13 protein-coding genes are annotated in these 13388 nt (G+C 59.9%); 5 read left to right on the forward strand and 8 right to left on the reverse strand.

All coding sequences use genetic code 11. The annotated features are described in order from the left end of the window. Positions 1 to 73: 73 nt before the first annotated feature. A complete protein-coding gene (locus ACZ5C7_RS14745) occupies positions 74 to 1030 on the reverse strand; it encodes an NADPH:quinone reductase (protein ID WP_464377047.1) in 957 nt (318 codons plus the stop codon). A 163-nt stretch (positions 1031 to 1193) separates the two neighbouring features. Between ACZ5C7_RS14745 and ACZ5C7_RS14750 the strand changes: the two genes are divergently transcribed. Both ACZ5C7_RS14750 and ACZ5C7_RS14755 read left to right on the forward strand, forming a co-directional pair. Next, positions 1194 to 1853: a glycerophosphodiester phosphodiesterase gene (locus ACZ5C7_RS14750; RefSeq protein WP_464377048.1), complete on the forward strand. Its 660-nt coding sequence runs from the start codon at positions 1194 to 1196 to the stop codon at positions 1851 to 1853. A 95-nt stretch (positions 1854 to 1948) separates the two neighbouring features. Continuing rightward, positions 1949 to 4657, forward strand: a complete 2709-nt coding sequence (locus tag ACZ5C7_RS14755) for a PAS domain S-box protein (RefSeq protein WP_464377049.1) — start codon at positions 1949 to 1951, stop codon at positions 4655 to 4657. A 138-nt stretch (positions 4658 to 4795) separates the two neighbouring features. Here ACZ5C7_RS14755 and psmB read toward each other — a convergent pair whose 3' ends face one another. Together psmB and ACZ5C7_RS14765 are read right to left on the reverse strand one after the other, a co-directional pair. Further along, on the reverse strand, positions 4796 to 5527 hold the full coding sequence (gene psmB / locus ACZ5C7_RS14760; RefSeq protein ID WP_464377050.1) for an archaeal proteasome endopeptidase complex subunit beta: 732 nt from the start codon (positions 5525 to 5527) through the stop codon (positions 4796 to 4798). A gap of 253 nt (positions 5528 to 5780) precedes the next feature. Continuing rightward, positions 5781 to 5951 (reverse strand): hypothetical protein, encoded by a 171-nt coding sequence (locus ACZ5C7_RS14765; RefSeq protein WP_464377051.1) that lies wholly within the window; start codon positions 5949 to 5951, stop codon positions 5781 to 5783. Between the two features lie 294 nt (positions 5952 to 6245). Between ACZ5C7_RS14765 and ACZ5C7_RS14770 the strand changes: the two genes are divergently transcribed. The 3 genes from ACZ5C7_RS14770 to tenA all read left to right on the forward strand — a co-directional run bounded on the left by ACZ5C7_RS14770 (position 6246) and on the right by tenA (position 7995). Then, complete coding sequence (locus tag ACZ5C7_RS14770) at positions 6246 to 6605, forward strand: DUF555 domain-containing protein (RefSeq protein ID WP_464377052.1); 360 nt, start codon at positions 6246 to 6248, stop codon at positions 6603 to 6605. A 59-nt stretch (positions 6606 to 6664) separates the two neighbouring features. Then, a complete protein-coding gene (locus tag ACZ5C7_RS14775; protein WP_464377053.1) occupies positions 6665 to 7204 on the forward strand; it encodes a CBS domain-containing protein in 540 nt (179 codons plus the stop codon). Positions 7205 to 7335: 131 nt separating this feature from the next. After that, positions 7336 to 7995 (forward strand): thiaminase II, encoded by a 660-nt coding sequence (tenA, locus tag ACZ5C7_RS14780; RefSeq protein ID WP_464377054.1) that lies wholly within the window; start codon positions 7336 to 7338, stop codon positions 7993 to 7995. Between the two features lie 70 nt (positions 7996 to 8065). Here the strand turns inward: tenA and ACZ5C7_RS14785 are convergent, their stop codons facing one another. Genes ACZ5C7_RS14785 through ACZ5C7_RS14805 form a run of 5 tightly spaced genes read right to left on the reverse strand, consistent with a single transcriptional unit; the run spans position 8066 to position 12962 of the window. Beyond that, positions 8066 to 8905, reverse strand: a complete 840-nt coding sequence (locus tag ACZ5C7_RS14785; RefSeq protein ID WP_464377055.1) for an ABC transporter ATP-binding protein — start codon at positions 8903 to 8905, stop codon at positions 8066 to 8068. Next, entirely contained in the window at positions 8905 to 9684 is a 780-nt protein-coding gene (locus ACZ5C7_RS14790; RefSeq protein WP_464377056.1) for an ABC transporter ATP-binding protein, read from the reverse strand. The genes ACZ5C7_RS14785 and ACZ5C7_RS14790 overlap by 1 nt, the downstream gene beginning before the upstream one ends. Then, positions 9684 to 10790 (reverse strand): ABC transporter permease subunit, encoded by a 1107-nt coding sequence (locus ACZ5C7_RS14795; RefSeq protein ID WP_464377057.1) that lies wholly within the window; start codon positions 10788 to 10790, stop codon positions 9684 to 9686. Before ACZ5C7_RS14795 ends, ACZ5C7_RS14790 begins: the two co-directional genes overlap by 1 nt. Then, positions 10787 to 11695 (reverse strand): urea ABC transporter, permease protein UrtB, encoded by a 909-nt coding sequence (gene urtB / locus ACZ5C7_RS14800; RefSeq protein WP_464377058.1) that lies wholly within the window; start codon positions 11693 to 11695, stop codon positions 10787 to 10789. Before urtB ends, ACZ5C7_RS14795 begins: the two co-directional genes overlap by 4 nt. Before the next feature lies 1 nt (position 11696). Continuing rightward, on the reverse strand, positions 11697 to 12962 hold the full coding sequence (locus tag ACZ5C7_RS14805) for an urea ABC transporter substrate-binding protein (RefSeq protein ID WP_464377059.1): 1266 nt from the start codon (positions 12960 to 12962) through the stop codon (positions 11697 to 11699). Between the last annotated feature and the right edge of the window lie 426 nt (positions 12963 to 13388).

Consider the following 13388-nt stretch of genomic DNA (forward strand, 5'->3'; position numbering starts at 1 on the left):
AAACGGCCACCCCGCGTTCTGGCGTTGTGGAAGGAGTTCGACGATCAGCGTCCGTTCTACGGCGTGACCCGTTCTACGGCGTGACGACTAGCTTCCCGAGGAAGCTCTCCGAGAGCACGTCCTCGTGAGCGGCGTCGACGTCCTCGAGGTCGTACGTCCGGGCGATTTCGGCGTCGAGTCGCCCGTCGGACAGGAGTTTGGCGACCCGTCGAAGCACCGCGGCGATGTCGGGCGTGTTGAACATGCTGATCAGGTGGATCCGCAACTCCTTCGAGCGCGCCGCGGGCACGTTCGAGAAGCCGGCCTCCGGAACCGTGTTCCCGATGCCGACGACTCGAGTCCCCTGCGTTGCCACGTCCGCATCGAACTGGAGGTAGTCGTCGAGGCGGTGGTCCAGGATCACGTCCGGCGACCCGGCCCCGACGACTGCCTCCTCGAGGTCGTCTCGAGCGTAGTCCAGCACGGTATCCGCGCCGAGGGACTCGAGTCGGTCGTGGTACTCCGGCGAGGCCGTCGTCGTCACGTCGGCACCCGTCGCGGCCGCGATCTGGACCGCGGCGTGGCCGACGCCGCCGCTTCCGCCGTGGACGAGACAGCGTTCGGCCGGCTCGAGGTCGGCGTGGTCGATCAACGAACGCCAGGCGGTCACTGCGGGAACGCCGAGTGCGGCTCCGACTTCGAACGAGACCCCGTCCGGAAGAATCGCGATCCTGTCGGTCGGCGAAACGGCGTACTCCGCGCACGTTCCCGGAATCGTCTTTCCGAGCCCGGTTCCGAATACGCGGTCGCCGACCACGAATTCGGAAACGCCGTCGCCGACGGCCTCGACGGTCCCCGCGAAGTCCGATCCGGGGATCCACGGGAGCGCTTCCGGCGAGTACGACCCCTCGCGAAAGTACGTGTCGACGGGATTGATTCCCGCCGCGCCGATCTCGACGAGCACTTCGCCTTCGTCCGGTTCGGGTCGATCGACATCCTCGAGTTCCAGTACGTCCGTCCCGCCGTGTTCGTGGTATCGAACGGCTTTCATACCCGTTGGTTGTGCGTGGAGTGATATAGGATCACGTGATCGAACCCGGCCGAGGGTGGTGGGCGTCTCGAGCGGAGGTTCCAGTGATCGTACGTGTTTGCGTATTGACACCTCTCCGTCAGCTTGATTGCGGTTCGTGTGCCAGTTCAGGTACAACGCTCTCATGCGGCTCATCGCTCATCGCGGCTTCGCGGCCACGGCACCCGAGAATACGATCGCAGCCGTCCAATCTGCCGCTGAATACGCCGACGCCGTCGAGTTCGACGTTCGACGGTGTGGCTCCGGCGAACTCGTCGTGATCCACGACGAAACCGTCGACCGCGTTACCGGCGGCGCGGGTGCGGTAGCGGACAGTTCGCTCGAGGAACTCCAGACCCTCACCGTGCTCCAGTCGGGCGAGCGCGTCCCCACCCTCGAGGAGATGCTCGAGATCGTTCCGCCCTCGATAGAGATCAATCTCGAGATGAAAGAACTCGACGTCGCAGCAGACGTCCTTGAGGCGCTCGACGGCGTCGAAAACCGGGTCGTGACGACCTCCTTCCTCGAACCCGAACTTCGCTCGATTCGGGAGATCGATTCTGACCAACCCACCGGACTGCTGGCCAGTCGACACCTCGAGGCACCCGTGACGACGGCGGTCGAACTCGACTGTGACGTGATCGGCGCGAACTACTGGCGGTGTCTGTCGACGCCGCTGGTGAGCAGAGCGAAGACGGTCGATCTCGAGGTCCATGCGTGGTCGATCGAACGGCGGTTCATGGCGAAACTCCTCGAGATGCGTGGCGTCGATTGTGTCTCTTCGGACCGACCGATACGGCTCTAGGCCGTCGTAATCAGTGGTCTGAACGTGTGATGAGGTGGCCGGAGCGATCACAGATCTGGCAGAGGGCTTTTAGGACACAAGGGCCACCCCATCGTATGAGCGAACGGGAACGGCCCACTGACGGTGTGTTTTCGGATAACATGGATGGGGCCAGAGCTGTCCAGCGCTATCGGACGCTCGTGAACGCGGTCGAGGACGGGATCTATCAACTCGACACGGAGGGCCGTTTCGTCGCGGTCAACGACAGCATCGTCGAGGAGACGGGGTGCGCTCGTGACGAACTCCTCGGCGAGCACGTTTCGATTCTCCTCGACGAGGAGGATGTCGAGTTCCTCGAACGCGAAATCGACGCCCGACTGGAGACCGGTGTTGACGAGGACAGGACGTTCGAGTTCGCTATCGAAACCGCAGGTGGCGACCGCGTTCCCTGCGAGTTGCGGTTCAGCCTTCTCGCCAGTGACGGCGAGTTCGAGGGAACTGTCGGTATCGTTCAGATTACCGACGATCACGAGCAGGATCACGATGCACTTGTGTCGATCAGGGAGACGTACGAGTCGCTCTCCTCGGTCATCGATGAAGCCAACGTCGGCGTGTTCGTCCTCGACGAGGAGTTCGACATCGCCTGGGTCGACGAAACTGTCGAAGAGTACTTCGGCGTGAATCGCGCCGATCTCATCGGCAGGGACAAGTCCACGGTTATTCAGGAGACGATTTCGAATCGTGTCGCCGATCCCGAATCGTTCGCCGAGACCGTTTCGACTACCTACGACGATAACAGCTACGTCGAACAGTTCGAGTGTCGAATCACACCCGGACCCGACCGCGAAGAACGGTGGCTCGAGCACCGAAGTAAACCCATCGAGTCCGGTCGCTACAGTGGTGGTCGCATCGAACTGTACTACGATATAACTGACCGGAAAGAGTCGAAGCAGGCCCATCAGAGGAGTGAACACCAGTTTCAGTCGTTGGTCGATGCAGTCGAAGAGTATGCGATCTTCATGCTCGACACGGAGGGGTGTATCGTCAGCTGGAACGAGGGAGCCAAACAGATCAAAGGCTACGATGCAGAACACGTGCTCGGCGAACACTTTTCGGTATTCTACACCGACGCTGATCGCGCGAACGACGTTCCGGAACGAAATCTCACACGGGCGAGAAAAGCGGGGGCTGTCGAGGACGAAGGCTGGCGCGTCCGTGCAGACGGATCGCAGTTCTGGGCGAACGTGACTATTACGGCTATCCGAGATGAGGGCGAGTTACAGGGGTACGCGAAGGTTACTCGTGATATGACCGACCGGCGAGAACGTGAACAGCAACTACAGCGCGAACGCGACCTCACCGAGCAGATTCTGGAGACGAGCCCGGTCGGTATCGTAGTCGCGAACCCCGACGGATCGGTCAGTCGGATCAACGATCGCATGGCAGACCTGCTCGACGTTTCGTCGGACGACGCGTCGACGTACACTGCGGACCAACGAGACATGTTCGATGCAAGCGGACAATTTCTTCAGTTGGAGGAACGGCCCGCAAGCCGCGTGTTCGAGACGGGTGAGCCCCTATACGACCAGGAAATCTGCCTCGATGCCTCGGGCAGTCAACAGACGTGGCTGTCGGTAAACGCCGCACCGATAACCGACGAGCGGGGCGATCCCGATCAGGTCGTCGTGACCGCGACGGACATCACCGACCTGAAAGAACTGGCAAACCGGCGCAAACGAGCGCTCGAGGAGCGCGAAAAGGAACTCACCGCCGTTCAGGCCGCCGCAAACTTGATCGAAACCGGCAGCCAACCGGTCGAGGGGTTGCTTCGGGAGTTCGTCGCGAAACTTTCACAGTCCTTCCAGTATCCCGAGCACACCGAAGTGCGCATTTCGGTCGGCGACCACGAGGCTTCGACCGATGCGTTCGAATCGCTCGACCGGACGATTACGGCCCGGAACACCACTGCCAACGGAACGCCGATCAGGATAGATATTGCCACCGTCGAAGCGGCCGTCGAGAACGATATCGAGCGGTTCATCGAGGAAGAACGAGAGCTGATCGATACGCTCGTGACGCTCGTGAAGTTCTACTTCGAACGCCGGGAGTATATCGACGATTTACGGGCGGAGACCAGGCGCCTCGAGCAGTTCGCCTACGCGGCCAGTCACGACCTTCAAGAGCCCCTGCGAATGATCTCGAGTTATCTCCAGCTCCTCGAACGGCGGTACGATGACGTCCTCGACGAGGACGGGAAGGAATTCATCGAGTTCGCGGTCGACGGCGCAGAACGGATGCGCGACATGATCGACGGACTTCTGGCCTACTCTCGGGTCGAGACTCAGGGCGATCCGTTCGAGCGGGTCGATCTCGATACCGTGCTCGAAGACGTTCTCGCCGACCTCGAGGTGAAGATTGCGGAGAGACACGCAGAGATCACCGCCGAAACGTTACCGGACGTCAAGGGCGATGCCAGCCAACTTCGACAGGTGTTTCAAAACCTGCTGGACAATGCGATCGAATACAGCGACGGACGCCCGCAGGTTCACGTCTCGGCCGAACGCAAGGGGGAAAAGTGGGTCATCTCAGTTCGCGATCAAGGGATCGGTATCGATCCCGAGGAGACGGACCGTATTTTCGAGGTGTTTCAGCGCCTCCACAATCGAAACGAGCACGCCGGGACGGGTATCGGACTCGCACTCTGCGAACGAGTCATCGAACGACACGGCGGCGAGATCTGGGTCGAATCAGAGCCCGAAGCGGGATCGTCGTTCTCGTTTATGCTTCCGGATGCGACCGACGGGAACGATGAATCTGATAGATAACGGCACCTGATAGACGACCAGCGAGATGCGAGTAGATGGTACTGATAGGAAAGGTGTTGATTATTTATGGATGTGAGCGTCTTAGCTGTAACTCGGTGTCTTCCGTCGACCAAAAAGGCGAACTCGATCCGGTCGGCTCTAGATGACTTCTTCGAAGTCGTTGTGACCGTGGATTTCGACGCCGTCCTCGGTGATCTCACAGAGGAAGACGCCGTTACCCGATCCAGTGTCGCGTTCGGCCGCGGACTTGATTCCCTGTGCTGCGATGGTCGTCGCCTCGTCGTTCGAGAGTCCCTCTTCGTAGGTCTGTTCTAAGTGACCGTAGGCGAGTTGCATTCCGCTCCCGGTAACGGTGTAGTCGTCTTCCATGACACCGCCAGCTGGGTCGATGCTGTAGACGTGACTTCCTTCCTCGTCGACGCCGCCCAGAATCGGATGGATCGCGAAGAACGGGCCGCCTCGAGCGAAGTTTCCGGCGAGCGTTGCGAGCGCGTTCATGCTCATGCCCTCACCGCGGCGAGTTTCGAAGAGGTTGACTTCCGCGCGAAGACTCGAGATGAACGACTGTGCGCCGCCGACGCTACCGACCATCGTCAGTGCGGCGGTCGGGTGAATCTGTTCGACCTTCTGAACGTTCTTGTTCGAAACGAACCGGCCGCCGAGACTCGCACGCATGTCCGTCGCGATGACGACCCCGTCGGCCGTCGTGATGCCGATCGTTGTCGTGCCGGTCTTATTGACGTTGTCCAGATCGGCACGCGAAAGGTCGTTCTGGGGCATTGAACCGAGTTCAGGCCCGTACGGGTCTGGATCGTCTGCCAACTGGTCGACCGTCCGAGAGAATTCCGAGTCTTGTGTCGGTGTTCGCATTATAGGTACCTAACGACCGGGGCGATATAAAACACCGGCGGTCACCACTCTCGTTTCCGCTTTCGAGAAGACGCACCTGTTCTCGAGCGAATGCATCAACGGAGATGGAAGCGCTGTCGCTTCCTAAGTCGAAATTCCGTGAAGCCATCACCGAGAAATCGTGACGGCCGCGTTAGCGGCGGCCTGATCGTTCGGGGGTCGGTACCGTCGTCTGGTTTCGCTGGCGGCTTTGGCGTATACGGTCGTCTTATGTCTATTTTTGGGCGTTCTCGAGGGCCTCGCCGACGTTTGCGAGTACTCGGTGGAGGGGGAGGTTGAGACCGATCTGGTTAGCAACGATTGCGAGTGGCATCGCGGCGATACCGACGACGATGCACAGTTGATACATTGCGAACAGCGCGGCGTTGTGTACGCGGGATTTCATCAGCGTTCATCGTCGCCCAGTCCGAGGGAGTATATAAGTCTTTGTGTCTTTTGCCGATGGTACGTTCGTCCCGCTCCGTTTCGAGTCGGCGCAGTCTTGCGATTCAAGTTAGGTTGCAGAGAGCGCAAGCAAAGGCGTATTCGAAACGAACTACGGCTATCCTGACCGGATTCACTCCGGCTGATTCTCATAACTTATGCCCATCATCTGACTCTCGCCCGCAGCCGCAGGTTGGGGCGAAATCGGCGAGAAGCGAATCGCAAGAGAGGAAACCCCCCACCACGTTTGGTTCGTATGAGCAATTATCTCGTCGCGATGGAAGCCGCGTGGCTCGTTCGTGATGTCAGCGAAGTCGACGACGCAATCGGCGTCGCGGTAAGCGAAGCCGGAAAGCGACTCAACCAAGAGAACATGGAGTACGTCGAAGTCGAAGTCGGCGCGACGGGCTGTCCCGCCTGTGGCGAACCGTTCGACTCCGCGTTTATCGCAGCCGACACCGCCCTCGTCGGGCTCGCCCTCGAGATAGACGTGTTCAACGCGGACGGTGAGGAACACGCTTCCCGAATCGCCAAGAGCGAGGTCGGCGGCGCGCTCCGAGACGTCCCCCTATCGGTGGTCGAAGTCTTCGAGACCGAGGCCGACGACGACGAATAACTACCGCCCAAAGTCGACACGACCCAAAGACTTTCTATAACCCGTGGTTATTTGGCCGTATGGAGCTACCGACGCCCGCGGATCTCCGACAGCGCCGTACCGACCTCGGGCTGACCCAGAGCGAACTCGCCGAGAAGGCGAGCGTTTCCCAGCCGCTGATCGCCCGGATCGAAGGCGGGGACGTAGACCCGCGGCTCTCGACGTTGCGTCGAATCGTCACCGCACTCGAGGAGGCCGAAAGCGACGTTATCCGCGCCGAGGATCTCATGAACGAGGCGGTCGTCAGCGTCTCGCCCGACGATCCGATTAGCGAGGCCGCACAAAAGATGGAGTCCGAAGCGTACTCGCAACTCGCCGTGATTCAAGAGGGCATCCCGGTCGGATCGATCAGCCAGAGCGATCTGGTCCACCTCGATTCGGAGTCCCGAGACGAAACCATCGACAACCACATGAGCGAGAGTTTTCCGACGGTCTCGAAAGACGCGACGCTCGACGAGATCAGCAATCTCCTCGAGCACTACAAGGCCGTGATGATCACCGAAGCGGGCGAAACAATCGGCATCATCACCGAAGCGGATCTGACGGCGCGACTTTCCTGACTCGTTCCGCTCGTTCGTCGCAGCCTGACCTTTGGTTGTCCCGTTCGCTCGGAAAGCCAGCCATTCGATCCCGCGTATAATGGAGTTATAGTAGTCAATTATATTGCACTGGAAGGCCTTCCGTTTAGCCGATGGCGTTCAGTGATCAGCTACTCGAGACGGGCGAGGGCATCTGGGAGGCACAAAAAGAGCATCCGTTCGTACAAGAACTCGCGACGGGCGAACTCGAGGAGGAAGCGTTTCTCACCTGGGTTCGACAGGACTACAGGTACCTGCTTGATTATGCACGCGTATTCGCGATCGCCGGCACGAAGGCGCGCGACGAGGAGACGATGACTCACCTCCTCGAGGTCGCACACACCGTCCTCGATTACGAGATGGACCTCCACCGGGAGTTCGCCGCCGACTACGGCATCGATCGGGCGGAACTCGAGTCGGTACAGAAGTCGCCGACTTGCGTCGCGTACACGAACTTTCTCGTGCGAACCGCCCACGAGGGTTCCCTGGCCGAGATCGCCGCGGCAATCTACCCTTGCGGACAGGGGTATCTCGACATTGCGGATCACATGGCTGACCTCGCCGACGACGAGCACCGCTACACGCCGTTCATCGAAAAGTACACGAGCGACGAATTCCGCGAGGCCGTCGACTGGATGCGATCGTTCGTCGACCAGTGCGGCGAACGGTATCCCGGCGAGCACGAGGCGATGGAGGAGGCGTTCCTGACCTGCGCTCGACTCGAGCACCAGTTCTGGGAGATGGCCTACGCTCGAGAAGAGTGGGATCTGTAGCGCAGAAACCGGTTTCGGCGGAACGAAGTCGAGATTCAGCGGAACGAAGTCGAGAGCGGTTCCAGTGCGTTCAGACCGCGAGGTACTTGGTTACTGCATCTCGAGACTCGAGCCGGTCTGGCCCGAGTTCGTCGACGATCGTTCCCTTGTCGATCGCGTAACAGCGTTCGGCGAGGTTCTGGACGACGTGGAGGTTCTGCTCGACGAAGAGGATCGTCGTGCCGAGTTCCTCGTTGACCTGCTCGAGATCCCTCGTGAGATCCTGGACGATCGAGGGCTGGACTCCCTCCGAGGGCTCGTCCAGCAACAGGAGATCCGGATTGCCGATCAGCGCGCGACCGATCGCGAGCATCTGTTGTTGGCCGCCGCTTAAGGTTCCCGCATCTTGCGTTCGGCGCTCCTCGAGAATCGGGAAGAAGTCGTAAACGGCGTCGTACTGAAACTCGCCAGCGTCGCCGTTGATCGTCTCGCCCATCTCGAGGTTCTCCTCGACCGTTAGTTCGGGGAAGACATCCCGACCCTGGGGAATGTATCCCATTCCAGCACGCGCGCGCTGATCCGCGGTCGCGTCCGGGGTAAGTTCCGCGGCGAGCGGGAAGAAGTCGCCGAGCCGTCCGGGTGCGTCGCTGATCGGCGTGTCCGCCAGCGTCGAGGCGACGCCTTGCGGGAACGACTCCGCGCGCCAGAACGATTCCCGACCCGCGGTCGCGTCGGCGATCACGGTATCGTCGAACGTTATCCGCCCGTCGTTGATGTCGAGCAGGCCGATCAAGGCCTTTACGAGCGTCGTCTTCCCGACGCCGTTTTTGCCCATGATACCGACGATCTCTCCCCGCTTGATCGAGATATTTACGTCTCTGAGTATCGGCGTTTTGCCGTACGAGACGCCGAGGTGTTCGGTCTCGAGCATCAGTGATCCTCCCCCAGGTAGATTCGCTTGACGTCGGGATCGGCCCTGACGTCCTCGATCGTTCCCTCGGTGAAGATCCCGCCCTGATGGAGCACCGTCACGCGATCCGCGATGGATTCGACGAAATCGATATCGTGTTCGATGACGATGAAGGCGACGTCGTCGGTTTCGTTGATCGACGTCAGCAACTCGGCGATATCGGCGGATTCTTCGACCGAGAGGCCCGCCACTGGTTCGTCGAGTAGCATGAGGTCCGGCTCGAGGACCATCGCCATGCCGATTTCGAGTCGCTGTTGTTGCCCGTGTGAAAGGGTCGACGCGACGGTATCGATCTCGTCTTCGAGGGTACAGCGCTTAAGAATCTCTCGGGTGCGCGATTCGTACTCCGAGCTCGGGGCCACCCGCTGGAGCGGGATTCGAACGTTCTGACGGACCGTAAACTCCTGGTAGAGACTCGGCACCTGGAACTTGATACTGATACCGCGGTCGACCCGCTCGTGCGATTGCAGGTCGGTGATGTCGCTTCCATCGTAGTAGATCGCTCCGGCGGTCGGCTCGAGGCGGCCGGTGATGAGGTTGAGGAAGGTGCTCTTGCCGGCTCCGTTCGGGCCGATCAGACAGCGAAGCTCTCCTTTCTCGACGGCGAAATCGACATCGTCTGTCGCCGTGAGTCCGCCGAACTGCTTTCGGAGGTCTCGAGTCTGCAGGATGCGATCGGTTCCGCTGCCCGTTTCGTCGACTGCCCGGGTCGTCTTGACAGTTGGATCACTCGTAGACATTAATCGGATACCTCCTCTACTGGTGGCGATTGGTCGGATTGGCCGCGATTCGAACGCCACTCGCCGATGGCGAGGACGAGATTTCTGGCCCGTGGCGCGATTCCGTCGGGCATCGTGAGGATGACGAGCACCAGCAACGAGCCGACGATGACGAACGCCCACTCGCCGGTCAGTTGCAGTTCGAGATACTGAATCGCGACGGCGGCCAGGATCGTTCCTGCGAACGATTTTCGGCCGCCGATGCTCGCGTAGATGACGGGCATCGTGGCCGCGACGAGTTCGAACTGGCTTGGATTGATGTAGGACCCCCAGGTGACGAAGAGAACGCCGCTGAGGCCGGCGATCGCACCGCCCACCGTAAACGCGGCGAGTTTGATGAACGTCGTGTTGTAGCCGAACATCTCCGTTCTGGCTTCGTCCTCTCGAGTGGCGACCATCGCGTAGCCAAAGCGGCTGTTAACGACGGCGCGCAACAGGAGGTAGGTAACGACCAACGTGAACAAGACGACGTAGTAGTGGGCCACGCCGTCGAACGCGATTCCGGTCTCGCCGAACCCGACGGCGAGGTCCTGAGGAACGTTCATCCCGTTGTAGCCGCCGAGATGTGCCTCGCCGATCGTCCACTGGGAACCGGCCGTCTGTTCCATGAACGTGTGGAGAACGAGCGCGACGACGAGCGTGAGTATCGTCACGTAGACGTCGCGAACGCCGCCGTAGAACATGAAGTAGCCGATCACGGCGGCGAACGCCGTAGCGACGGCGACGGCGACGATGATTCCCAGCGTCGCGCCCGTGTAGGTCGGCATATTGATCGTCACGATACCGAACGTGTAACCGGCCACGCCGAAGAACGCGACCTGTCCGAAGCTCAGAATGCCGCAGAATCCCCAGATGAACGTTAAGCTGACGGCCAGCAACGCGAAGACGAGGAACTGTGCGGGATTCAACGCGGCGTAGGGGCCGAACAGGATCGGATAGATGGCAAACAGGAACACGGTAAGCAGAAAGCCGATCCAGAACCCGTTCGTGTTTCCGATGGTGTTCGGACCCTCGAACGGCTCTCGAAGACGGCCCGCGAGCGCTCCGATGGACGACCGGACGCTCATTCGTCTTCCCTCCGTTTCTGTCGCCAGTCCTCGAGGAGTCCGGTAATGCCGTCCGGCATGATCCGAATCGTGATGATCGCGGCGATGAGGATCATGATCTCACCGAGGAACGAGTCGCCGATCCAGGTGAACACCGCATCGATGGTCCCGAGAAGTGCCCCGCCGAGTGACGTCCCGATGAGCACCGACGGCCCACCGACGACGACGGTGACGAACGATTCGACGAGGAATTCGCTCCCGATTCCCGGGTCGACCGTGAACGCTGGCGTGAAGAGCGCGCCGGTCAAGCCCGCGAGGCCGGCACCGAGTCCGAACGTGAGCATGTACATCCGATCGGTGTTGACGCCCATCGCGCGTGCAGTATCGGCGTCTTGCATGGTCGCTCTCGCCCGGAGACCGAACTTCGTCCGGGTGAAGAGCCAGTAGAGTACGGCCAAGACGACGAGCGCGATCACCGCGAGGAGAATGCGGTACGATCCGCTCGAGTACGGACCGTAGCTAATACTCCCCATCGAGAGGCTGACGTTGTTCGTCGTATTTCCGAACAGAATTCTGGTTAACTGGATGATCACGAGGCTCAATCCGAACGTTGCAACCATCGAGTCGAGCAGTCGATCGTACAAGTGCCGGATGATGGTTCGCTCGAGAATCAGGCCGAAGATGGTCGTGACGACCACGCCGGTAACCATCGCGAGTGGGAGCGGCAGCCCGGCGTGAAACGACAGCGTCGTCCCGTAGGCACCGATGAGAATGAACTCGCCGTGAGCGAGATTGATGATCCCCATCATCCCGAAGATGACCGCGAGTCCCACTGTCGCGAGAACGAGAAGGCCGAAGCTGTGGGTGAACTCGAAGAAGATTCTCAGGAGCACGTACGCCGCATCCGGTAAACTATGCGTTGCCATACTATATTTCGTCGTAGAAGTCGGACGGTTCGTACTGAGTCGTCTCCGACTCCTCGGTCAGGTCACAGCCGACTTCGTGCAGGAACGACGGTTCGATATACTGCTCCTCGTCGAACGTGATGTTGTGGTCCTCGTCCGAGTGGCCGACCCGCATGTGGTGGGTCATGTGGTGAGTAGCCGGATCGAGTTCGATCGTCCCCTCGGGGGCGTCGACTTCCATCCCGCTCTCGAGTTGGGCGATAACTTCGTCCTGATCGAACGTGCCAGCCTCCTCGACGGCTTCTTTCCACAGGTAGACCGAGAAGTAGTTGTTCTGGGCTTCCTGATTGACGTACTCCGCGTCGGGGTACTCGTCGTAGAACTTGTCGGTGAACTCTTCGCTCGCTTCGGTCTCGAGTTCCGGCATGTAGTTGACGCCGACGTAAATGTCGGCGAGCCCGGGCGGATCGAGACGCTTGTGTTCGTACCCCTGAGCCATCGTAGTCGAGGAACCGATCGGAATATCGAGCTCGTTGTCCGCGCGTTGGTCGTAGAAGTTCTCGTGATCGGAGCCGACCAACATCGACGCGATAAAGTCTGGGTCTTCGGCCTGAATGTCGTTGATGGTCGACGCGAAGTCGGTTTCGCCGAGCGGGATCTCCTCGCTTCCGACGATTTCGGCACCCTCCTCCTCGGCCAGCAGTCGAACCCAGTCCTGGGAGATGTTCCCGAAGTTGTAATCGGCGTTGATGATGTATATCTCGTCGCCGAACTCCTCGATCATCCACGGAATAACGGCTCCGAGCTGCTGGCGGGCCGTCGCGCCGACCGGGAAGACCGTCTCGTCGCAGACGCCGCCCTCGTACTGGGTCGTGTAAAAGTACAGCTGATCGTGATCGTTAACGATCGGTCGGATCGCCTCGCGGTCGGCGCTCGAGTAGGCCGCCCAGAGGGCGTCGACCTGTTCGCTGTTGATGGCTTCGCGCGTGAGTTCCTGGTACCGTTCGTTATCGGACTGCGGGTCGGGATCGTACACGTCGACCTCCTCCCCGAGGACGCCGCCGTTCGCGTTGATCTCCTCGATAGCCAGCAGCGACGCTTGCCACTTCGACTCGCCGTTCAACGCGAACTCGCCGGATCGATCCTCGAGTACCCCGATAATCGGTCCGTCACTGCCGCCACCGCCGCCGAGCAGCCCGCCTTCTTCGATGCAGCCGGCCGCTGCACTGACCAGCCCGACCGAGCTTCCGGCGATCACCGATCTGCGGGAAAAGCGACGGTCACTCATCGACATCACCCGATGGGGTGTCGGCAGAGCCGCAAATGTAGTTATTATAAACTATTTCCCCTGAATGAGACCACGTTTGTCCAGTAGTCATCTACACCCTGACGAGTTAGAGGAGGTATAAAAGGGTTCTCTCAAGATAATACTATATCTTAAGCCGCCACCGATAGCCGTAAAGTAACAATAATCAGATTGCCTTTCCTTATACTATGGACGACTGTCGATTTGAGAGTACACTCAGTCCAATAGTAAAAGAGATGTCCCCTGAAATCACAGAATCCCAAAATAGCACTCTATTGCTTTTGGAAACCGCCATGTATTTCGATCCCTTCGTTGCTCGATACTGGCGACCGTGAGCGGTAATTTCGATATGCAACGCGGCTCTACGGGACCGACTGAAGTGAGACAGTGTGCGCCAACGTTGAACGC

This window comes from Halostagnicola alkaliphila (assembly GCF_055379965.1).